Annotated in this window: 20 protein-coding genes; 5 read left to right on the forward strand and 15 right to left on the reverse strand. The window is 55.6% G+C overall.

The window, feature by feature from the left end; all coding sequences use genetic code 11:
- Positions 1 to 224 precede the first annotated feature (224 nt).
- Complete coding sequence (locus J7399_RS05640) at positions 225 to 1,415, forward strand: MFS transporter (protein WP_209084563.1); 1,191 nt, start codon at positions 225 to 227, stop codon at positions 1,413 to 1,415.
- A 65-nt stretch (positions 1,416 to 1,480) separates the two neighbouring features.
- On the opposite strand, the gene J7399_RS05645 is transcribed toward J7399_RS05640, so the two are convergent.
- Together J7399_RS05645 and J7399_RS05650 are read right to left on the reverse strand one after the other, a co-directional pair.
- On the reverse strand, positions 1,481 to 2,392 hold the full coding sequence (locus tag J7399_RS05645) for a hypothetical protein (RefSeq protein WP_209084565.1): 912 nt from the start codon (positions 2,390 to 2,392) through the stop codon (positions 1,481 to 1,483).
- A 278-nt stretch (positions 2,393 to 2,670) separates the two neighbouring features.
- A complete protein-coding gene (locus J7399_RS05650; RefSeq protein ID WP_209078477.1) occupies positions 2,671 to 3,291 on the reverse strand; it encodes a 2OG-Fe(II) oxygenase family protein in 621 nt (206 codons plus the stop codon).
- 200 nt (positions 3,292 to 3,491) lie between these two features.
- Between J7399_RS05650 and J7399_RS05655 the strand changes: the two genes are divergently transcribed.
- Complete coding sequence (locus tag J7399_RS05655) at positions 3,492 to 5,657, forward strand: methyl-accepting chemotaxis protein (protein WP_209084567.1); 2,166 nt, start codon at positions 3,492 to 3,494, stop codon at positions 5,655 to 5,657.
- Positions 5,658 to 5,932: 275 nt separating this feature from the next.
- Here the strand turns inward: J7399_RS05655 and rplP are convergent, their stop codons facing one another.
- The 7 genes from rplP to J7399_RS05690 form a co-directional block, all read right to left on the reverse strand.
- Positions 5,933 to 6,346, reverse strand: a complete 414-nt coding sequence (gene rplP / locus J7399_RS05660) for a 50S ribosomal protein L16 (RefSeq protein WP_209064820.1) — start codon at positions 6,344 to 6,346, stop codon at positions 5,933 to 5,935.
- Positions 6,347 to 6,359: 13 nt separating this feature from the next.
- Positions 6,360 to 7,067, reverse strand: coding sequence for a 30S ribosomal protein S3 (gene rpsC, locus J7399_RS05665; protein ID WP_209064818.1), 708 nt, complete (start codon positions 7,065 to 7,067; stop codon positions 6,360 to 6,362).
- Positions 7,067 to 7,447, reverse strand: coding sequence for a 50S ribosomal protein L22 (rplV, locus tag J7399_RS05670; protein WP_209064816.1), 381 nt, complete (start codon positions 7,445 to 7,447; stop codon positions 7,067 to 7,069). The genes rpsC and rplV overlap by 1 nt, the downstream gene beginning before the upstream one ends.
- A 3-nt stretch (positions 7,448 to 7,450) precedes the next feature.
- Entirely contained in the window at positions 7,451 to 7,729 is a 279-nt protein-coding gene (rpsS, locus tag J7399_RS05675) for a 30S ribosomal protein S19 (RefSeq protein WP_209064814.1), read from the reverse strand.
- Between the two features lie 3 nt (positions 7,730 to 7,732).
- The gene (gene rplB / locus J7399_RS05680; protein ID WP_209084568.1) at positions 7,733 to 8,575 is read right to left on the reverse strand and encodes a 50S ribosomal protein L2; all 843 of its coding nucleotides are present in this window, start codon (positions 8,573 to 8,575) and stop codon (positions 7,733 to 7,735) included.
- Positions 8,576 to 8,833: 258 nt separating this feature from the next.
- Entirely contained in the window at positions 8,834 to 9,403 is a 570-nt protein-coding gene (gene rsmD, locus J7399_RS05685; RefSeq protein ID WP_209084569.1) for a 16S rRNA (guanine(966)-N(2))-methyltransferase RsmD, read from the reverse strand.
- Complete coding sequence (locus J7399_RS05690; RefSeq protein ID WP_209084570.1) at positions 9,400 to 10,608, reverse strand: FAD-dependent oxidoreductase; 1,209 nt, start codon at positions 10,606 to 10,608, stop codon at positions 9,400 to 9,402. The genes rsmD and J7399_RS05690 overlap by 4 nt, the downstream gene beginning before the upstream one ends.
- Positions 10,609 to 10,692: 84 nt before the next feature.
- On the opposite strand from J7399_RS05690, the gene J7399_RS05695 reads away from it, so the two are divergent.
- On the forward strand, positions 10,693 to 11,181 hold the full coding sequence (locus J7399_RS05695; protein WP_209064807.1) for a peroxiredoxin: 489 nt from the start codon (positions 10,693 to 10,695) through the stop codon (positions 11,179 to 11,181).
- A gap of 50 nt (positions 11,182 to 11,231) precedes the next feature.
- Here the strand turns inward: J7399_RS05695 and J7399_RS05700 are convergent, their stop codons facing one another.
- From J7399_RS05700 to J7399_RS05720, 5 genes are all read right to left on the reverse strand, one after another.
- Positions 11,232 to 11,522, reverse strand: a complete 291-nt coding sequence (locus tag J7399_RS05700) for a 4a-hydroxytetrahydrobiopterin dehydratase (protein WP_209084571.1) — start codon at positions 11,520 to 11,522, stop codon at positions 11,232 to 11,234.
- Positions 11,519 to 12,706, reverse strand: coding sequence for a GNAT family N-acetyltransferase (locus J7399_RS05705; protein WP_209084572.1), 1,188 nt, complete (start codon positions 12,704 to 12,706; stop codon positions 11,519 to 11,521). Before J7399_RS05705 ends, J7399_RS05700 begins: the two co-directional genes overlap by 4 nt.
- 186 nt (positions 12,707 to 12,892) lie before the next feature.
- Positions 12,893 to 13,354, reverse strand: a complete 462-nt coding sequence (locus J7399_RS05710; RefSeq protein WP_209084573.1) for a RidA family protein — start codon at positions 13,352 to 13,354, stop codon at positions 12,893 to 12,895.
- Positions 13,355 to 13,426: 72 nt separating this feature from the next.
- Positions 13,427 to 14,731 (reverse strand): HlyD family type I secretion periplasmic adaptor subunit, encoded by a 1,305-nt coding sequence (locus tag J7399_RS05715; RefSeq protein ID WP_209084574.1) that lies wholly within the window; start codon positions 14,729 to 14,731, stop codon positions 13,427 to 13,429.
- Positions 14,728 to 16,461 (reverse strand): type I secretion system permease/ATPase, encoded by a 1,734-nt coding sequence (locus J7399_RS05720; protein ID WP_209084576.1) that lies wholly within the window; start codon positions 16,459 to 16,461, stop codon positions 14,728 to 14,730. The genes J7399_RS05715 and J7399_RS05720 overlap by 4 nt, the downstream gene beginning before the upstream one ends.
- Before the next feature lie 191 nt (positions 16,462 to 16,652).
- Here J7399_RS05720 and J7399_RS05725 point away from each other — a divergent pair, with 191 nt between their 5' ends.
- Both J7399_RS05725 and J7399_RS05730 read left to right on the forward strand, forming a co-directional pair.
- Positions 16,653 to 17,432 (forward strand): VacJ family lipoprotein, encoded by a 780-nt coding sequence (locus tag J7399_RS05725; protein ID WP_348539433.1) that lies wholly within the window; start codon positions 16,653 to 16,655, stop codon positions 17,430 to 17,432.
- Positions 17,419 to 18,027 carry an ABC transporter substrate-binding protein gene (locus J7399_RS05730; protein ID WP_209084578.1) on the forward strand — a complete coding sequence of 203 codons (609 nt, stop codon included), beginning with the start codon at positions 17,419 to 17,421 and terminating at the stop codon, positions 18,025 to 18,027. The genes J7399_RS05725 and J7399_RS05730 overlap by 14 nt, the downstream gene beginning before the upstream one ends.
- A gap of 42 nt (positions 18,028 to 18,069) precedes the next feature.
- On the opposite strand, the gene J7399_RS05735 is transcribed toward J7399_RS05730, so the two are convergent.
- Positions 18,070 to 20,235, reverse strand: a complete 2,166-nt coding sequence (locus tag J7399_RS05735) for a transglycosylase domain-containing protein (RefSeq protein ID WP_209084580.1) — start codon at positions 20,233 to 20,235, stop codon at positions 18,070 to 18,072.
- Positions 20,236 to 20,457: the final 222 nt, after the last annotated feature.

Genomic DNA, 20,457 nt, shown 5'->3' on the forward strand with positions numbered 1-20,457 from the left:
CACGCCTTATTCATGCTCTTTGTTAACCAACTAGAGAGCGACGACTCTGTGTCACTCCTGAGCCATCCCAGATGTGAGCCCTAACATTTCTGCATACACATTCTCCAGAACCTCGCTGAGTCGCGGCTTCGCATTCTCGTCTCAGTCCAAAAACTGCAAAGAACCTAGCGCCTCAAACAGAAGTAGTTCTCGCCCACTCTCAACCCATGGGTTAACAATTCAGAATGCTTCGCAATGTTCAGATTTTTCCGTGGTACAAATTTATCCAGTCCCTGATTTTCTGGCAGGCCACTTGGTTTCTCTATTTCGAAAGTCGACTGTCCGCCCCCGAGGCCATTTTGCTCTATGTGGTCTACGATCTGGCCACAACTTTGTTTGAAGTCCCCTCCGGCTATATGTCCGACCGACTGGGCCGCAAACGCACACTCCTTGCCGCAGCACTAAGTTACGTTGCCGCCACCATTCTGCTGGTGTCGGGGGATGGGTTCACGCTCATTGCAATTGCCAACGTATTGCTGGGCGCTGGTTGGGCCTTTGCTTCTGGAACTGACAGCGCACTTCTATTTGAAAGCTTAAAGGCAGAGGGTCACGAAAAGGATATTGAATATCATGAACTTAAGGCATGGCGGTTCAGTTTCGTGGCGCTTGCACTCTCCGCCCTCAGCGGAGGTATTTTTGCGCTCTGGGATGAGATCATCCCCTATGTGGCGACCGCCTGTGCAGCCATCGGCACATTTGGCATCACCTGCCTGTTCAAAGAGACGCCACATCTGACCACGCCGCCGCACCGCGAAAGTCTGCACGCTCTGGCCAACAGCTTATCGCATCCAACGCTGCTTTGGTTGCTCGGCCTCGCGCTCGCGATGTACGCCTTCGGTCATATCCCCTTTGTGCTCGGGCAACCCTTTATCCGCGAGGCTTTGGAGGCACGTGGGTTCGCCGCTCAAACGCCGCTGATTTCCGGCGGCGTGACCTTCTCGACGATGCTGGTTTCTGTCCTGACCTCGCTTGTCGCGCTGAAGCTCCGCACACGCTTGGGGTTGGCAAGAACGCTGCTTCTGGCCTTTGGCATACAGCTCGCCCTCACCGCAGCCTTGGCGATCTCCAACAGCCTGTTTGTCATCGCCCTGCTGCTCTTTCGTATGGTGCCGGACTCGCTGTCAGACCCATTCATACGTGCGCGCATTCAGCCACTGCTGAGCAATGACATCCGCGCCACCTATCTGTCGGTGCAAAGTCTGGCTGGACGCATCCTATTTGCCGTCATGCTCAGCTTTACCGCAACCCAAACGGAAAGTGGCGCACAATTGCCTTATGCGGAAATGCAGGTGATTTTCGCCGCCTACACGTTCCTCGGCTTGCTGCTCTTCGCGGCTCTCGCGCTAAGCGCCCGCCATGCGCGGCTCGACATGTGATCTCTGAGCCCCTCGGCGCTTGCCTCCAACCAAACGCAGAGGCGCGCATCCGAGGGGCTGTGAGATCAGTCAACAATCGGTGTAAGCATTTGCGCAAACGTCGTGTCAGGGGCCGCTGCCACACGCAGAGCACGTGGTGTCTTTGAACCCCCAAGAGTGATTTGAACGCCGACATAGGCCTTCACCGATTCAATGGTGACATCGCTGCCGTTAAACTGCTCTGTCAAAGACAGGTAATCGAGGCCGGCATTCAGCATCACATCACGCCCTTCGCCAATTGCCCCAATCTTATGGCGCACGTACAGGCCCGCGCCCGGCCCGTTCACAACATCAATGCCAAGGCCGGAATCGATATCATTCTTGCCATCAGCATAAAGCGCATAGGCTCCAAAGAATGTTTTTCCAGAGGCCAACGCATACTCCGCTTGCAGCTTTGCAATCACAGCCTCATCCAGCGTTTCAGGATCTTCGGTGGCATTCACATCCATGAACAGCAATGAGCCTCCATAAGCCCAGCTGCCCCGCTCGACGCCAACCCCAGCCCCCAGCAAGCGATAGGTCACATCCTGATCCGTGCTGTCGCCCAGAAAGTCGACCTGCCCCACCCCGGCGATACCGCCAACATAGAGACCTTCAGACAAATGCCCAAACTGCGCGGTCAGTTGTGCGGCAGTGTCCACGCCCTCATTGGTTTCTTGTCCGGGCGCCACAAAATCCTCAAGCGACGTATTGCGGTAGTCCCCATCGATCCCAAACGTCAAACCGTTGTCCAACGTGGCTCCAAATCGGCCATTCAGAAAACCAGCTCGGAAGTCTTCCGGCTCATCCGGAAAGGACGACTGATTGAGAGCACTCCCGCCTTGATCAAAGACCTCCACGCCAGCGCCCACTTCGCTGAATGTGGTGATCTCTGCGTGCAAAGGTGCCCCTGCCGCGGTTGCAAGAACAACCACCGCCATTTGTATATTTTTGTTCATGTCGGTCTTGCCAGTTTAATTCCCCATGACCCAAAGGGCTGGTTCAAGACCCAAGCCGCTTGAGTAAAAATTTAACTATTGGGGTCGTCGCAGGCGAACAAGTTAACGCTGCGCCATAAGTTAACCTCAAGGCGACCTGTTGCCATTCCGCACTTAGATTCCACCTTGAATTGCACCTCAAAAAGCAAATCGCGGAGACCGACAAAGGCACCTCCGCGATACAGTCGCGATACAGCTGCAATACCGACGCGATACAGACGTAGATTTTGCGCCTTCAACTACTCCCAAACGTAGTTGAAGCTCACGCTGACACGCTCTTCTTCCGACATGTTCATCGGCACTTCATGGCGCAACCAGCTTTCCCACAGGAGGACATCGCCAACCTCTGGTTTTACATAGATAAAGGGCTGCAAATCCCGCCGCGCATCCTTCTGACGCACTGGCGCGGCCATCATCCGCCCGGACCGTGGATCTTCCAGTTTCAACGCGCTCGCTCCTTCGGGCATGGAGACATAAGTGGTGCCACTGATCACCGAATGCGGATGAATATGAGACGCATGCATCCCGCCCTCTGGAAGAATGTTGATCCAGATATCTTCCAGCCTCAGCGCACGCCCATCGAGGTTGAATTCCAGGTCCTTTGCGAAAGCTGCCACATGCAGGTCCAGCGCTTTGACCACATCCGCAAAGATTGGGAACCGCCAAGGCAAATCGGTGAGCGATGCATAAGAGGTGTAGCCCGGATAGGCATTGTTCTCGCACCATTCCTGCCCCGCTTCATCGTCTTCAGCGATCGAGAAACAAGAGGCTTCAAGCTCTGCGGTATCCACGGCAGGGCCTTGTTCAGACAAACGCGCCCGATAGAGCCGCGTCACAAAAAGAGATTCGATTGTAGACATGAGTCTTTCCTAGCGGTCGTCGCGACCAATGGCGAGACACTGAGTGAAACAAGGAATTACCGCTCTGAAAACATTAGATTTAAAATGGCAATTAGAATGCCAATTCGCCACCATATTCGCTGCTACGTTAAATTAACCCGTGGTTGCTACCTCTTTAGTCACATTGGCCATTAGCAATTTGCTAGTGAGGGGAAGAGAGCATGAAATCCAAGGTTACAGTCAATTTCGCGATCCTAACAATCATCGTTATGGCACTCACCGTAATGGGAGGTCTTGCGGGGATCTCGCTCTATTCCCATAAGATGCGCGATGACATGCAGCATCGGGTGCATAATATCGAAGAGGCAATGATTGCCGCCGAGAATATTAAGATCGAATTCCTTATGGCGCGGCGCGCGGAAAAGGATTTCCTTCTGCGACTGGATAGAAAATATGTCGATCGCCACGCTGCGGTGATGACTGACCTCAACGGTTATATAGAGGAGTTGGAGGCACTTGTGGCAGAACTGCCAGAGCTCCAAAATGCTTCCGAACCGCTTTCCCAGTTGAAAGAGCATATCTCTCACTATGAGGAGAGTTTCCAAGAAATTGCGGCCAGCAATCAGCGCCTCGGCCTCACTCAATCTGACGGTCTCAAAGGCGAACTGAGCGAAGCCGTGGCCGCCATGGAGACAAGCCTCGAAGGCGTTGCGATCCCAGTCCTTCGGGTCAAAGTGCTGACCATGCGCCAACATGAGAAAGACTTTCTCCTCGACCCAAGCGCACATTGGCTGGGCGAAGTGTCCAAACGCATAGAAGAGTTCCGTGGCTTCCCTGTCTTCTTTTATGACAGCGCGGCACAGCGAGAAGGCATCCTGCCCCATCTAGATGCGTATCAGGCCTCTTTCACCGCCCTGGTGCAGGAAACTCTGACTGAGCTCGGCCAACGCAGCGATGCATCTGCCCATTTTGCAAATGCTGAACCGCTCATGGATCAACTGCTTAATGAGGTTCGAGGGGCGGCCAACAATATCCTGCACGAAAGCGAGCTCCTCAGCCAGCAGGCGCAAATGAGCTCCCGTTGGGCTGCCATTATAGGCGGCGGGCTCTTTGCCATTCTGGCGATCCTGCTTGCACGCGGCATCTCCCGACCGCTTCGAAAAATTGACAGTGTCCTGAAAGAAGTTATGGCGGAAGACTTCTCTAGCGACCTTCCGAAATCCCGCATTCGCGAGATGGCTGATATTTCAGAGGCTGTCGCAGTATTCCGAAATTCCGAAAAAACGCGCATCCACCTCACGCGGGAAATATCGAAAGTCATTGATGCTTGTGGCGAAGGCGACTTCTCCCGTCGGATAGACATCGGTAATTCCGACGGCGCCTTTGCGGAATTGGGACGCGGGGTGAACGCGATTGGTGAAGTGACTGAAAGAGGCCTTGGAGACGTAAAGGAAGCCCTCGAAATCCTAGGAACAGGGGATCTTTCTCACAATATGCCATCCGGACAGAAGGGTATCTTCAAAGATATCTCTGATACGCTTGATGATCTGGTCGGCAATCTTGATGGGATGGTGCGCCAGCTTTCCTCTTCGTCCAATGTCCTCAATCGCACATCGAAGGAAATCTCATCGTCGGTCGATGACGCCTCACGCCGCGGAGAAATTTCTGCCGCCTCCTTGGAAGAGACATCCTCTTCACTTCAAACCGTTGCGCAAACTGTCAACAGCACAGCCCAAAGCGCGCAAGAAGCACGGACACACGTCAACAACGCCCAAGAGAAGGCAGAAGCCACACGCACCGTTGCCGACCAAACGGTGGCGGCCATTCAGCGCATCAAAGAAAGTTCCGATGCTATTTCGCAGATCTCAGGTCTGATTGAAGATGTGGCCTTCCAGACCAACCTGCTGGCGTTGAATGCCGGCGTTGAGGCCGCCCGCGCAGGCGACGCAGGACGTGGCTTTGCGGTTGTGGCCTCCGAGGTGCGCGCTCTAGCGCAACGCTCGTCTGATGCGGCACATGAAATCAACACGCTTATCTCCAGCTCGCAGGCTGAGGTGGTGAACGGGGTTGAGCTGATGGATGAAACCGGAGACTCTCTCGGCGAAATCCTTCAAGCAGTGGAACAGGTGGTCGGCAAAGTGAATGAGATCGCGGAAAACGCCGCCGATCAATCCTCCGGCCTCGCGGAAGTCAACGCGGCGGTGGAAAGCCTGGATCACGACAGCCAGAAGAGCGCCGCAATGCTTGAGGAAACGGCAGCCTCCGGGCAAGTGCTGCTTGGAGAGGCTGAAAGCCTTGTACGGGCGATCTCCGGCTTCAAGCTCAAAGACCAAGCCACCGCAGAAAGCGATGAAGATACGCTTGATGAGGAATGGGCCGCAGCCTGACCCATAAATGGCAGAACAAATCAGAAAGCCCCGCAGTTCATGTGGGGCTTTTTGCTTTAAGCGCAACATTGGCGGCTCCGCGAAAAGATGCCCTGTCTTTAAGGCGCTGTGCATAGCTGAATGAATACATGCAGAGCCGGTTTTTCTAAGACAAACTATGAGCCACTTTGCGGTTAGACGTCGCGCAAAATCCTTCATGCCTCAAAAAGAAACCCCCCGCTGTTTCCAGCGAGGGGTCAATTCTCTGAAGATGGTGAGCGTCGCTCACCACCCTCTTACCAGTCTTCGCGAACGACGACGCGGGTTTTGACAGGAAGTTTCATCGCGGCAAGGCGCAGAGCCTCACGTGCGATGTCTTCGTCAACACCGTCGATTTCGAACATCACGCGGCCCGGCTTCACTTTGCAGGCCCAATAGTCCACGGAACCTTTACCTTTACCCATACGGACTTCGGTAGGCTTCGAGGTCACTGGGGTGTCTGGGAAGATACGGATCCAAACACGGCCCTGACGTTTCATGTGACGGGTCATTGCACGACGTGCTGCCTCGATCTGGCGAGCGGTCACGCGTTCCGGTGTGGTTGCCTTCAGGCCGAAAGAGCCGAAGTTCAGGGTGGAGCCACCCTTGGCTTCGCCTTTGATGCGGCCTTTGTGCATCTTGCGGAATTTAGTACGCTTTGGTTGAAGCATTGATCAGTCTCCCTTAGCGACGACCACCGGCACCACGTGGTGCAGGGCCATCCTGGACTTCTTGTGCACGGCGGTCACGCGCCTGTGGATCGTGCTCCATGATCTCGCCTTTGAAGATCCAGGTTTTGATACCAATGATCCCGTAAGCGGTGGTCGCTTCCACATGTGCGTAATCGATGTCAGCACGCAGGGTGTGCAGAGGCACACGGCCTTCGCGGTACCATTCGGTACGTGCGATTTCGGCACCACCCAGACGACCTGCGACGTTCACCCGGATACCCAGGGCGCCCATGCGCATTGCGTTCTGAACGGCACGCTTCATCGCGCGACGGAAAGACACACGGCGTTCCAGCTGCTGAGCGATGGACTCGCCAACCAGCTGAGCGTCGAGTTCCGGCTTACGCACTTCAACGATGTTGAGGTGCAGCTCGGAGTCAGTCATCGTTGCGATCTTCTTGCGAAGAGTCTCGATGTCTGCGCCTTTTTTACCGATGATCACGCCAGGACGTGCGGTGTGAACGGTCACGCGGCACTTTTTGTGCGGACGCTCGATGATCACACGTGCAACACCAGCTTGCTTGCACTCTTTCTTGATGAACTCACGGATCTTGAGGTCTTCCAGAAGAAGATCACCGTAGTCCTTGGTGTCAGCATACCAGCGGCTGTCCCAGGTGCGGTTCACCTGAAGGCGCATGCCAATCGGATTGACTTTGTTACCCATTAGGCTTGCTCCTCAACTTGACGCACCTTGATGGTGAGCTCAGAGAACGGCTTGATGATCTTGCCGAAACGACCACGGGCGCGCGGACGACCGCGTTTCATGGTCAGGTTCTTGCCCACATAGGCTTCGGCAACGATCAGGCTGTCGACGTCCAGGTTGTGGTTGTTCTCGGCGTTGGCAATCGCGGACTGAAGGCATTTCTTCACGTCCTGCGCGATACGCTTGTTGGAGAAAGTCAGGTCGGTCAGAGCCTTCTCAACTTTCTTGCCGCGGATCATGCCGGCCACCAGGTTCAGTTTCTGCGGGCTGGTGCGAAGCATGCGAGTTTTCGCCATTGCTTCGTTTTCAGCCACGCGGCGGGGGTTCTTTGCCTTGCCCATGACTTACTTCCGTTTCGCTTTTTTGTCGGCCGCGTGCCCGTAGTAGGTACGGGTAGGCGAATATTCACCGAATTTCTGACCGATCATGTCTTCGGTTACCAGCACAGGAACGTGCTTTTTGCCGTTGTACACACCAAAAGTCAGGCCCACGAACTGGGGCAGGATGGTGGAACGACGGGACCAAATCTTGATCACTTCATTACGACCGGATTCGCGAACTGCTTCGGCTTTCTTAAGCACGTAAGCATCCACAAAAGGGCCTTTCCATACAGAGCGAGACATCTATTAACGCCCCTTCTTCTTGGCGTGACGCGAGCGGATGATAAGCTTTTGCGACGCTTTGTTTTTGTTGCGGGTACGCGCACCCTTGGTCGGCTTACCCCATGGTGTCACTGGGTGACGACCACCGGAGGTACGACCTTCACCACCACCGTGAGGGTGATCGATCGGGTTCATGACCACACCACGAACGCTCGGACGCTTGCCTTTGTGGCGCATACGGCCGGCTTTACCGAAGTTCTGGTTGGAGTTGTCAGGGTTGGACACGGCACCAACGGTGGCCATGCATTCCTGACGTACGAGGCGCAGTTCGCCAGAGGACAGGCGGATCTGAGCGTAACCACCGTCACGACCAACAAACTGAGCATAGGTACCAGCTGCACGGGCGATCTGGCCGCCTTTGCCTGGTTTCAGTTCGATGTTGTGAACGATCGTACCGATCGGCATGCCCGAGAACGGCATTGCGTTGCCCGGCTTGATGTCGGCCTTTGCAGACGCGACAACTTTGTCGCCAACTGCCAGACGCTGAGGCGCGAGGATATATGCCTGCTCGCCGTCGTCATATTTGACCAATGCGATGAACGCGGTCCGGTTCGGGTCGTATTCGATCCGCTCAACGGTTGCCGCTACATCAAATTTGTTCCGTTTGAAGTCAACGATCCGGTAAAGGCGTTTCGCCCCACCACCACGACGACGCGAGGTGATCCGTCCGGTGTTGTTCCGGCCGCCCGATTTTGTCAGACCCTCAGTGAGGGCTTTGACAGGACGTCCTTTCCAAAGCTCCGAACGGTCGATCAGCACCAGCCCACGCTGGCCCGGCGTCGTCGGCTTGTACGACTTGAGTGCCATGCTTTCTGTCTTCCGTATAGCGCGCCAGACCTTAGGTTCTTGTCTTTGGTCCGGCTATGTTAAAGCCCCCCGAAGGTGGCCAAATTTATAGGGCCCCGAAGGTCCCCGGTTCAAAAAGGGTGCAGCCCCAGAACGAATCTGAGGCCACACGACTGGCGCGATGTAACAGGGATGGGAGAGGCTGTCTATAGCAACGGCAGGATTTGTTGGGGTTTGCCGCCTACCCCAAGATTGGCGCTCCGCCCGCGAAGTCCGCGCTTACGATCGCCCGGCCCAGCGCAGCATGGTGACATGCGTATCGCCGTATTTTCGCGCATCCAGCAACTCAAAGCCCTCGAGTGCAAGCTGTGGTGCGTTTTCTTCCCACACAATCAGCGCATCCTTAGCCAGCCAACCATGTTTGACCGCCTCAGTCAGCGACTTTTGTCCGAGCGCCTTTCCATATGGTGGATCCAGAAACACCAGTTCACAGGGTGCCGCCTCATTGGCACGCAGCCGCGTCGCATCCATTTTCACGAGGCGTGCATTTGCCTTGGCGTTGAGCCTTTGGATATTACTCTTGATAAGTTGGCCGGCGACGCGCCCATCATCCACAAGGGTCACATGCTCCGCCCCGCGAGACAACGCTTCCAAACCAAGAGCACCCGTGCCCGCAAACAGATCAAGCACCCGCGCGCCGGTGATCGGGTCGCCGAACTTGCCACCCATCAGCACATTGAAAAGGCTTTCACGCACGCGGTCCGTGGTGGGGCGCAGATGCTTGCCTGCATCCCCCTTGCCCACGGCTGCAAGCGCGGTCCCCCGCCATGTCCCGGCAATGATCCTCACAAGCGCATCAAATCTTTGATCGCAATCTGCGTGTCGGCAATGGCCTCCGCACTCGGAGACTTGCCACTTTCAATCAGCCGCTTCCCAACCATGTAGTCGCGTGCAGCATTCATCGCGTCCACCGCAAGCAGCGTCTCACCCCGATAATACCAGAAAGACTTTGTACCCTCACCATTGTCGCGCGTCACCACGTGATCATAGCCGGCGTTCAATCCCGCAATCTGCAGCTTGACATCGTATTGATCTGACCAGAACCAAGGCTTCGCGACATAAGGCTTCTCGGCGCCCATGATGTTTTCCGCAACCACCTCAGCTTGATCAATAGCGTTTGGAACGCTCTCAAGACGGATTTGCTCTGCTTTGTAGGGGAATGAAGCGCAATCCCCCGCTGACCATACGGCATCTATATCTGTGCGCCCCAGCGTGTCCGTCTTGATGCCATTGTCCAGCGCGATACCCGCGCCTTCCGCCAGTACCGTATTCGGTTTCACGCCGACACCGACAATGACAAAATCCACATCAAGCTGGGTGCCATCCGTCAGCTCAGCAGATACAACGCGCCCCTCGCCCTGCAAGCCTTTAAGGCCAACGTTTTCCAGAACCTCAACACCATGAGCTGCATGCAGATCGCGGAAGTAATCTGACGTTTCCGGTGCTGCCACACGTTGCAGAATGCGCTCTGACATCTCAACAAGTGTCACTTTCAATCCCTTGGAGGCCGCCACCGCTGCAGCCTCCAAGCCGATATAGCCACCACCAACGATCAAAACACGGCGATTTTCGACAAATTCCGGCGCCATCGCATCGACATCTGCCAGATCCCGCACGACATAGACACCGCCGAGATCGCCACCAATGGAGGCGGGCAATCTATTTGGCGTAGCGCCCGTCGCAAGGACAAGATGGTCGTAGGTCAGCTCTTCCGCCTCTGTGACAACCTTTCGCGCACCTGTATCGATTGCCGTTACACGGGTACCAAGACGCAGATTGATGTTCTGCTCTTCATAAAAGCTCTCAGGCCTCAGGAACAAACGCTCCAGCGTCATTTCACCGAGCAAATATTTTTTGGAAAGCGGAGGCCGCTGATACGGAAGCACATTTTCCGCTCCTATGAGCGTGATTTGCCCATCAAAACCAAGTGCGCGCAGTTTCGCCACACAGGCCGCACCGGCCTGACCAGCGCCTATCACAACAACGTGCGTCACGTTACACTCCCCTTGCGGCCATTGCGTCAATCGCATCGAAGCCTATATCCGCATTTCAGGGAAACGCAACGAAGAGTATAATCAATGACAATTTCTGTAGGTGATAACATCCCAGAGGGCACACTGATGAAGGTTGGGGCAGAAGGCCCGGAACCCGTCAGCGTTGAGAGCCTGACCAAAGGGCGCAAAGTTATTCTGTTTGGTCTGCCCGGCGCCTTTACAGGCACCTGTTCTTCAGCTCATCTGCCAAGCTTCATGCGCAACATGGATGCGTTCAAAGAAAAGGGCGTTGAGGAAGTGATCTGCTTGTCGGTGAACGACCCGTTCGTAATGGACGCGTGGGACAAGAACACTCAGGCCGCCGAAGCAGGCGTGACATTGCTAGCCGATCCAAGCGGCGCTTTGACCGTGGCGATGGGGCTGGAGTTCTCCGTCCCAGAGATCGGCTTTGTGAACCGCTCCAAGCGTTACGCCGCACTGTTGGAAGATGGCGTGGTGAAAGTGCTGAACGTTGAAGAGTCGCCAGGTGTTTGCGAGGTCAGCGCCGGCGAAACCATGCTGTCGGCCCTCTAAGCCAACCAGATCTGGCGGCCCTTCCGGAATTCAGATTGGGCCGCCACACTTTAAAGCGAATCCATCTTCCGTGCGAGCTTGGCATCCAACGCCGAAATCCCACCGACATCATGGGTCGTGAGCACCACTTCCACACGGTTGTAGACATTGAACCACTCAGGGTGATGGTTCCATTTCTCCGCCCAGATCGCGGCGCGTGTCATCCAGCCAAATGCCTCGACAAAATTGTCGAACTTGAATGATTTCTGGAGCGCATCCCGCTCCGCATCTAGGGTCCAGCCGTTTTCGAGAAGCGGCTCTAATACGGCGTCTCTCGCAGCTTCGCTTAGTCGCTCTGTCATTGATGGTCCTCCTCCGATGTCTTCTTAAACGGCCCCCAAGCCGTCAGCACTTCAACGTCTTGCGACACGGCCCGACGTTCAGCCTCCAGAAATTTGTCCACAGCCTCCCGAAACCCCGCTTCTCTTATCCAATGCAGCGAGTGAGTAGTAACCGGCAAGTAACCTCTTGCCAGTTTGTGCTCCCCCTGCGCACCCGCCTCAACCGAAGACAGGCCGTTTGAAATGGCCCAGTCCATTGCCTGATAATAACACAACTCAAAATGCAGGCAGGGGTGGTCTTCAACGCACCCCCAGTAGCGGCCGAAAAGCGCGTCGCGGCCGATGAAGTTCATAGCCCCAGCGACCGCTTGCCCTCCGCGCATGGCGAATACGAGAAGCACATCCTCCCGCATGGTCTCGTGAATGATGTCAAAGAAAGCGCGGGTCAGATAGGGCGAGCCCCACTTGCGGGCGCCTGTATCCTGATAAAAGCGCCACATTGCATCCCAATGCTCAGGCTGGATATCCGCACCGGTTAGCGCGACAATTTCACCGCCAAACTGCTGGGCCTTGGCACGCTCTTTCTTGATGTTCTTGCGTTTGCGTGATGACAGCCTGGCAAGGAAATCATCGAAATTGTCATAGCCGTCATTCAGCCAGTGAAACTGCTGGCCGGTGCGATAGGACAGGCCCAGCTGTTTGCCGATCTCTGCCTCTTCAGGCGTGCAAAACGTGATATGTGCGCTGCTGAGGTCGTTGTCATCCGCGATCTGGACCATGGCCTGCGTGAGCGCCGCTTGTGCACGTCCGTCCCAGTCTTTACGTCCTAGAAACCGGGGGCCAGTGACCGGCGTAAACGGCACCGCTGACTGCAGTTTGGGATAGTAGCGCCCGCCTGCCTGCTCATAGGCATGCGCCCAATTGTGATCAAAGACATACTCGCCCTGTGAATGCTCTTTGACATACATCGGCGCTGCGGCGGCCAATCCCTCATCACTGCGGACCGTCAGGTAGCGCGGGTACCACCCTGTGCCGGCTCCCACAGAGCCGCTTTCCTCAAAAGCTGATAAAAACCGATGCGAAACAAATGGATTGGCACACCTCTGACCTGCCAGCCGGTCAGCATCTGCACAAGCGTCCCACTCGGCAGCGGGAATGTCGCGCAGCGTATTGTGGACTTCGATCTCAATTTGCTTGCCGTCCATGCCCGTTCTCCGAATGCCCAAGGCTACTCAGCACTTAGTGCGGAGCAACGCTCCGTTCCAGCTTTGATCACAATACGCAATAAGGGGACATCCGGACGTCACTTTTTGGTGGTGCTCGCCGAAATGCCTACCAAGAAAATGGCGCAGTGCATTTGCCATGCACCGCGCCATTAAAAAGCAAACCGTTTACGCGATCTGGAAAATCGCTTCGATTTCCACCGCAACGCCCAGCGGAAGCGCACCAGCGGACACCGCGGAACGGGCATGACTGCCTTTGTCGCCCAGCGCCTCAACAAGGAAATCCGAGGCCCCGTTGATGACCTTTGGCTGATCTGTGAAATCAGGTGTGGAGTTTACAAAACCCACCAGCTTCACAACACGCACCAGCCGGTCGATATCGCCACCACAAGCCGCTTTCAGCGCTGCCAGCAGACTGATTGCACAAGTCTTGGCGGCATCTGCACCAGCTTGCGTATCCAAATCCGCACCAACTTTGCCCAGAATGAGCCCATCTTCATTCATGGAAATCTGGCCGGAAACATAGACCATGTCCCCAACAACCACATAAGGCACATAGTTTGCCGCCGGTGCGGCCACATCCGGCAAATTGACACCAAGCTCGCTCAGTTTCGCTTCGATCTTGCTCATTTTAGTTGCTCCCAAAAGCCAAGGTGCCGCGACGCTAGACCCAACAATCTGATTTGGAAAGCAGCTTTCCGGTCAGCTTTCGCGGAAGGCTTTCACGAAATAGTCTGTGAGCGGCTTCGTCAGATACGCAAGCGGTGTACGATCCGTTGTGCGTAAGAACGCATCCACGGGCATGCCCGGTATCAGCGTCACATCAGATGGCAGTTTTTCCACTTCGCCTTCCGACAGCTCAATCTCGGCTTCGTAGTAGGACTCGCCCGTTTGGTCGTCTTCAAACGCATCCGGTGAAATGCGCACCACACTGCCCTCAAGCTCTGGCGTCGTACGCTGATCAAACGCGGAGAAGCGCAAGGCAACCTCTTGCCCCGGATAGACCTGATCGACGTGAATGGTGGGAACCTGCACAGCCGCCACCAGCGGGCGATCCTGCGGCACGATAAACATCAAGGGGTCTGCGGGTCTGATCACCGATTGGAGCGTGAAAACGTTAAGCCCATAGACCACACCCGACACCGGTGCACGAATGGCGAGGCGGTCAAGTTTCTGGCTCAGTTGGCGCCGACGCTCGGCCAATTCAAGCTCCCGGTATCTCAAATCGCGCAACGTCGCGATCGCTTCTTCCCGGCGTGTTGTCTGCAACTTGAGCAGTTCGATTTCAATTTCCGTAATACGGCCATCGGCCTGCGCGCGTTGCGCCAGCAGCTCTCCGACTTGTCCGGCGAGAGACGCCTCCTCCCGCTGCAGCGCCAGAACACGTGTGGCCTGCGCCAACCCTTTTTCCAGAAGCTGTTGCTGGTCCGCCAATTCGGCCCTGATCAAATCAAGCTGCTGGCTGAGCGCATTTCTCTGGGCGTCAATGCCTTCGATTTGGCTCTGAATCTGCGCGATGCGTTTTCCAAGTTGCTCCGTATTGCGATCCAAAGACTCCGAACGCGCCATGAAAAGACGCACTTGGCCGTCCATAAACCCCGACACATCGGGATTTTCAGAACCTGCCTTGATCAGCTCTCCATCAAACACCACAACTTCGGCGTCATCACGCTCCGCTTCGAGGCGTCCACGGCGCGCCATGATCTCCCAGAGTTCACCTTCAGTCACAATCAGCTCAGACATGAGATCCGCTTCATCAAGCCTGAGCAGCAATTGCCCTTGTTCCACCTGATCGCCTTCGTCGACCCCGATTTCGGTAATTACACCACCGTCGATGTGCTGAACCACCTGCCGGTTGCGATCCACCTCAACGCGGCCTGAAGCCACAATCGCCCCCGCAATTTGTGACCCGACGGCCCAGGCACCAAACCCGCCAACCAAAATCAGAAGTGCAATGCCGCCGTAAATGAGGGGCGCACGTGCCGTCCAACGGTTGTTCGTATTCATTGTACCCCTCCTGGAGTGGTTGCGCCTTTAACCTCAGTGTAGTTCTGCAGAACTTCTTTGAGCACCTCGTCGCGAGGCCCAAACGCCCGGCGTGCGCCCTGCTCCAACACCAAGAGTTTGTTGCATTCCTGAATAGCCGCAGGACGGTGCGCCATGATCAAGACCGCCTTGCCCGAAGCTTTCATGTTCCGAATCGCGGTATTGAGCGCGTTGGATCCTTCATTGTCCAAATTGGAGTTCGGCTCATCCAAAACAAGGAGCACAGGATTGTCATACATCGCGCGCGCAAGCCCAATCCGCTGAATTTGCCCCCCCGAAAGACGTCCGCCATGAGAGGCCACTTGCGTGTCGTAGCCTTCCGGCAATTTCAGGATCATTTCATGCGCGTCGGCTTTTTGTGCCGCCTCTACAACCTTTTCAGGATCAGGCGTTTCTGCGAGACGTGCGATGTTGTCCGCAATTGTGCCGTCAAACAGCTCGACCCGCTGTGGCAGATAGCCGATATAGCGCCCAAGGTCCGTTGGATCATATTGATCAAGCGTCGCGCCATCCAGCCGTACCTTACCACCGGCGGTCTTCCACACTCCCGTGATCGCTTTCGCCAAAGTCGATTTCCCCGCTCCGGAAGAGCCGATAACTCCGACAGCCTCGCCCGGTGCCACGTCAAATGTGATCATACGCAAAGACGCCTGGCTCTCACCCGGAGGCACCACAGTCACTTGCTGCAGACGGAGGCGTGCCGCAGGCACCGGCAGTTTTGTGCGAGGCGCTTCCGGCGGCACTTCGCCAAGGAGCACGGACAGGTTTTGCCAACCGTTACGGGCACGCTGCACAACCGCCCATTGGTTAACGGCCATTTCAATTGGCGCCAGTGCGCGCCCCAATAGAATGGACCCTGCGATCATGGCCCCTGGCGTGACCAGACCCTTCAGCGCGAGATAGGCCCCAAGACCGAGCATCGCAGACTGCAGAAAAAGACGGAACGTTTTGGTGCTGGTGGAAAACAGACCGCCGACATCGGCAGCAGCAACTGTGGCTTGCAACGACTCACTGCGCGCCTTGCGCCAACGGCGAAACGCGGCTTCGCGCATCCCCAGCGCACTGACCATCTCCGCCTCAGCTTGCAACTGAGATGACATCTGATTGGCCACATGCGTTGACATATTCACCCGCTGCAGAGGCCTGCGTGAGGCAAGCTGATTAAGCACCGCCGCAATAATCAGGATGCCACCACCAACAACGGCCAGCATACCAAGCCAGGGATGGAAAAGCGTGATCCCAATCAGAAACACAGGCGTCCAAGGAATATCAAAAACCGCTGTCAGCACCGGCGACGTAAGAAGACGTTGAATGGATTCCAAATCTGAAAGTGCGGTTTGCGATTCACGCGACTTTTCGATTGTCGACCGGCGGATTGCGGCATCAAAAACGCGTTGATCCAAATCCTCTTGGAACCGCGCCCCCACGCGCGCCATCACGCGCCCGCGCACGAAATCAAGCACGCCCATGAGTGTGAAAAGAAATGCGACCAACAGCGACAGTGCAATCAACGTCTCTTCAGATCCGCTGCCCAGAACCCGATCGTAGACCTGCAGCATATACAGGGGGCCGGTGAGCATCAGCAGGTTCACAAAGAAGCTGAATAAGCCAACTGCCCAATAAAGAGCACGGCTGCGCTTTCGGACACTTCTGAGTTCTTCTTCGCCTTGTTTTACAGCAGGTGATGCCATCAACTTTACTCTTGTCACTTAGTCTTGGGTCGCAGTCCATCTTCGTTTGCTATATGGAACGCTAAAGAATCAACCTAAGCGACCAATATGGCCGAAACCAAAACAGCGGTTTCAATTCGTCTTTATGCTGCTTAGGTAGACTATATCTAAATGTGAACGTGCCATAGTTGGTGAGTAGAAGAGAATACGACGTGACCCTCCTGCCACAATTCTTGCTTAATAAACAGCGCAATCTGCTTTGCCTCCTGTTGGCCTTGACCGTCAGCGCCTGCGCGAGCACCTCAAGCCAGCCGCCTTCGGGGATCAATGATCCGAACGAGGCTGCGAACCGCCGTATCCACGGCTTCAACAAATCGGTCGATAAAGTCCTGCTCTCACCTGCGGCTACCGGCTATGGCACGATCGTGCCGCCAGTTGCGCGCAGAGGCTTCTCGAATTTTGCAGATCATCTGTCGCTGCCAAATGACTTCATCAACAACTCCCTGCAAGGCAATGTGGGCGAAGCAACCACCAACCTTGCGCGCTTTACCGTGAACACATTGTTTGGCCTGTTCGGGTTTATCGACGTCGCCAGCGCCGGTGGAATGGAAAGGCACGACACTGACTTCGGCGAAACGCTTCATGTTTGGGGCAAAGGCGAAGGCGCCTATACCGAGCTTCCATTCTTTGGTCCTTCAACAACCCGCGACGCCTACGGCCTGCTTGTCGACATCATCTTGGACCCCTTCTTTGTGGTGACACGCGAGCCCACGCGATACATCGGTGCAGGCGCCTATGTCGTGAATGTGATGGGCAACCGTTATGACTACGACGAGACCATCGATTCCATTCTCTACGAGAGTGCCGACAGCTACGCCCAAGCACGTATTCTTTACCTGCAGAACCGCCGCTTCGAACTTGGAAACGGTGATGCAAGCACTTATGTCGATCCCGAATTCGACCCCTATGAGGATCCGTATGCCGATTTCTAAGCTGTCCCGCCGTTCGTTTATGTCCTTTGTTGGCGCGTCCCTCGTGGCAGGCGCCGCAGCCGGACCTGCACTTGCGACCAACGAAGCACAAGCGACTGCACTCATCGAGAAGGCCGTCGCGGACATCAACAAGGTGATTTCTTCGGGTAAGCCCGTGAACGCAATGATCAAAGATTTCGAGCGGATCTTTGTAAAATATGCGGATGTGAACATCCTCGCGCGCTCTGCGCTTGGCCCTGATGCGCGCAGCGCAAGCAATAGCCAGCTGAAATCCTACACCAAGGCATTCCAAGGCTATATCGCCCGCAAGTACGGCAAACGCTTCAATGAGTTTGTCGGCGGCAAGGTGGATGTTGTCAGCGGTCGTCCTGTAAAAAGCTTCTATGAAGTCAAAACCCAGGTCACCCTGCGCGGTCAGGCACCTTTTGAGGTGAACTTCCTGGTGTCTGACAAATCAGGCCAAAACCGCTTCTTTGACATGATCATCGAAGGCATCAGCCTGCGTCTGTCGGAAAAGTCGGAAATCGGTGCATTGCTGGACCGCAACAATGGCAACATCGACGGCCTTATTCGCGACCTGAACAAAGCTGGCTGATCTCCGCTTTCTAGCATGTAGACAATTTTGACGGCGGCGATATCAATTGCCGCCGAAAATGTCTCTCAGGATGCCATTCACCACATCTTCGATGCCGGAACGCTTAGGTCGGTCGGGTGTCCAAACCTTTTTGGGCTGCGGCTTGGGCACAAAGGCAGGCAGGGGTTTTGGCTCAACGCCCTCGTGAATGCGAACCATGGCTTCGCGCCAAATTTCAGCTGGTAAGCCACCGCCCGTCACACCAGTCAAAGGTGTGTTGTCATCATAGCCCATCCACACCCCAGCAACGTACTCGCTGGTAAAGCCAATGAACCACGCATCCCGTGCGGCTTGCGTGGTGCCGGTTTTACCTGCCACCTGCCAGCGTGGCATTTGCGCCCGCGCGCCCGTGCCCTCGCTCACCACCTTCTCCATCATCCAGATAAGTTCGCGCGCCGCAGCATCCGAGATCACACGCTCGCCAATGCCGCCACCTGAGCCCATCAAAGAACTTTCATCCCCAAGCAGCCGCAGCTCGACCAGCCCGTAAGGCGTAACAGACGAGCCACCATTGAGGATACCGGCATACGCCCCGGTCATTTCTAGCAAGCTGCTTTCAGACGCTCCGAGCGCGAGCGCGGGACCCGCCGCCAGATCGCTTTCGATGCCAAACATACTTGCCACGGTACGCACATTTTCGCGCCCCGCCTGCTCTGACACTTTCACCGCCGGAATGTTCAACGAGTTCTGCAGAGCAAAGGTCAGTGAGACATCTCCATAATATTTGCCGGTGTAGTTCTTTGGACACCACTGACCTGATCCGTGGATATTCTGGCAATAAGGCTCATCCAGAACCTTGTCGTCATAATGAGCGCCGCGCTCCAATGCGGTGGCATAGACAAATGGCTTGAAGGCACTGCCAGTTTGACGCTTCGCTTGCGTCGCACGGTTAAAGGCACCTGACACCTGAGTCTCGCGACCACCTACCATAGCGCGTACCGCCCCATCAGCCGACATAACAACAATGGCGGCTTGCGCTTTTGAGCCTTCGCGAACCTTGTTCTCAAAAACCCAGCGAAGCCCTTCTTCAGCAGCAGCCTGAATAACCGGATCCAACGTGGTTTTTAGGATCACATCTTCCGTGGTGTTACGAGTAAAGAATTCAGGCCCGGACGCCATGACCCAATCCGCGAAATACCCACCCGCATTCGCCTTGGCAGCCTCTGACAATGTCGCCGGGTTCGCTTGATAAAAGGCCGTATCTTTTTCCGACAGATAATCCTGCTCGCTCATGAGCCGCAGGACAGTCGCCGCGCGATCTTGAGAACGCTGCAGATTGGCAGTTGGTGCCAAAGAGGACGGCGCAGTCAGCAGACCCGCAAGCATGGCCCCCTCTGCTGGCGTCAAATTCGCGGCGGGCTTGCCGAAATAACGTTGAGCCGCAGCCTCGGCACCGTAAGCACCGCCCCCCATGTAGGCGCGGTTCAAATAGACCGACAGGATTTCGTCTTTGGTATATTTGACCTCCATCGCCATAGCATAGATTGCTTCCTTGGCTTTCCGCCCCAGCGATCCTCGCCGACAATCCCGCACGTAGGCAGCTTCACTTTCCCAGTCATCGGGATCGTAGGCCACGCCGAGACACAGAAGCTTTGCAGTCTGTTGAGTGAGTGTGGAGCCACCGTGACCTGAGAGCGGGCCACGCCCTTCCCGCAGGTTGATCCGAACGGCACTCGCCACACCACGCGGGCTGATCCCGAAATGGCGGTAGAATCTTTTGTCCTCCGTCGCCACCACCGCATTTTTGAGATGCTTGGAAACCGTATCGGCGGTCACAACACCACCAAATTGGTCTCCACGCCACGCAAAGACTCTGTCGTCACGGTCAAGAAGCGTGACAGACCCTCGCGCCCGTCCATCCAGCAGCTCATCAACATCGGGCAGAGTCAGGTACACATAGCCGACAGCGAATGAGACGATCAGAGCGACCACAAAGCTTGTGCGCCAAACCAGCGACCAGACAAGGCGCAGCACCCATCCAAAGATCCGGCGGAAAAACGCGACAATCGGATTCTGCTTGCGCGCTGGCTTGCGAGCCGTGGCGCGTTTCTTTTTTGCCGCTGCTGGCTTTGCTTTGGGTTTCGCAGACTTGCGAGCGGACTTTGGCGCTGTGCGACCGTAGCGCTTCTCTGCCACCAACGGAGGCTTTTTTCGTCTTGAATCACTCATGGATACCCAGCTGCTCAGTTCGCTTTTCGCCTATTTTACCCCGTTGCTGACTGCTTGTAAGGCCGAAGTACAGTCGGATTCAGTTATCATTAAGCTCATTTTTTGTGCATCAGCTATTGTTAGCACTTTTTTTGAGCATGTGCCTTCGAAATTAGCCAATTGACGCGGCTTCAGACTTCGTTTTCGGCGCTCTGCTGCGGTTTTCTGCAGACGCAAAATTCG

The organism is Shimia sp. R9_1, from assembly GCF_017743775.1.
In the GTDB taxonomy this organism is placed as follows: Bacteria; Pseudomonadota; Alphaproteobacteria; order Rhodobacterales; family Rhodobacteraceae; genus Shimia.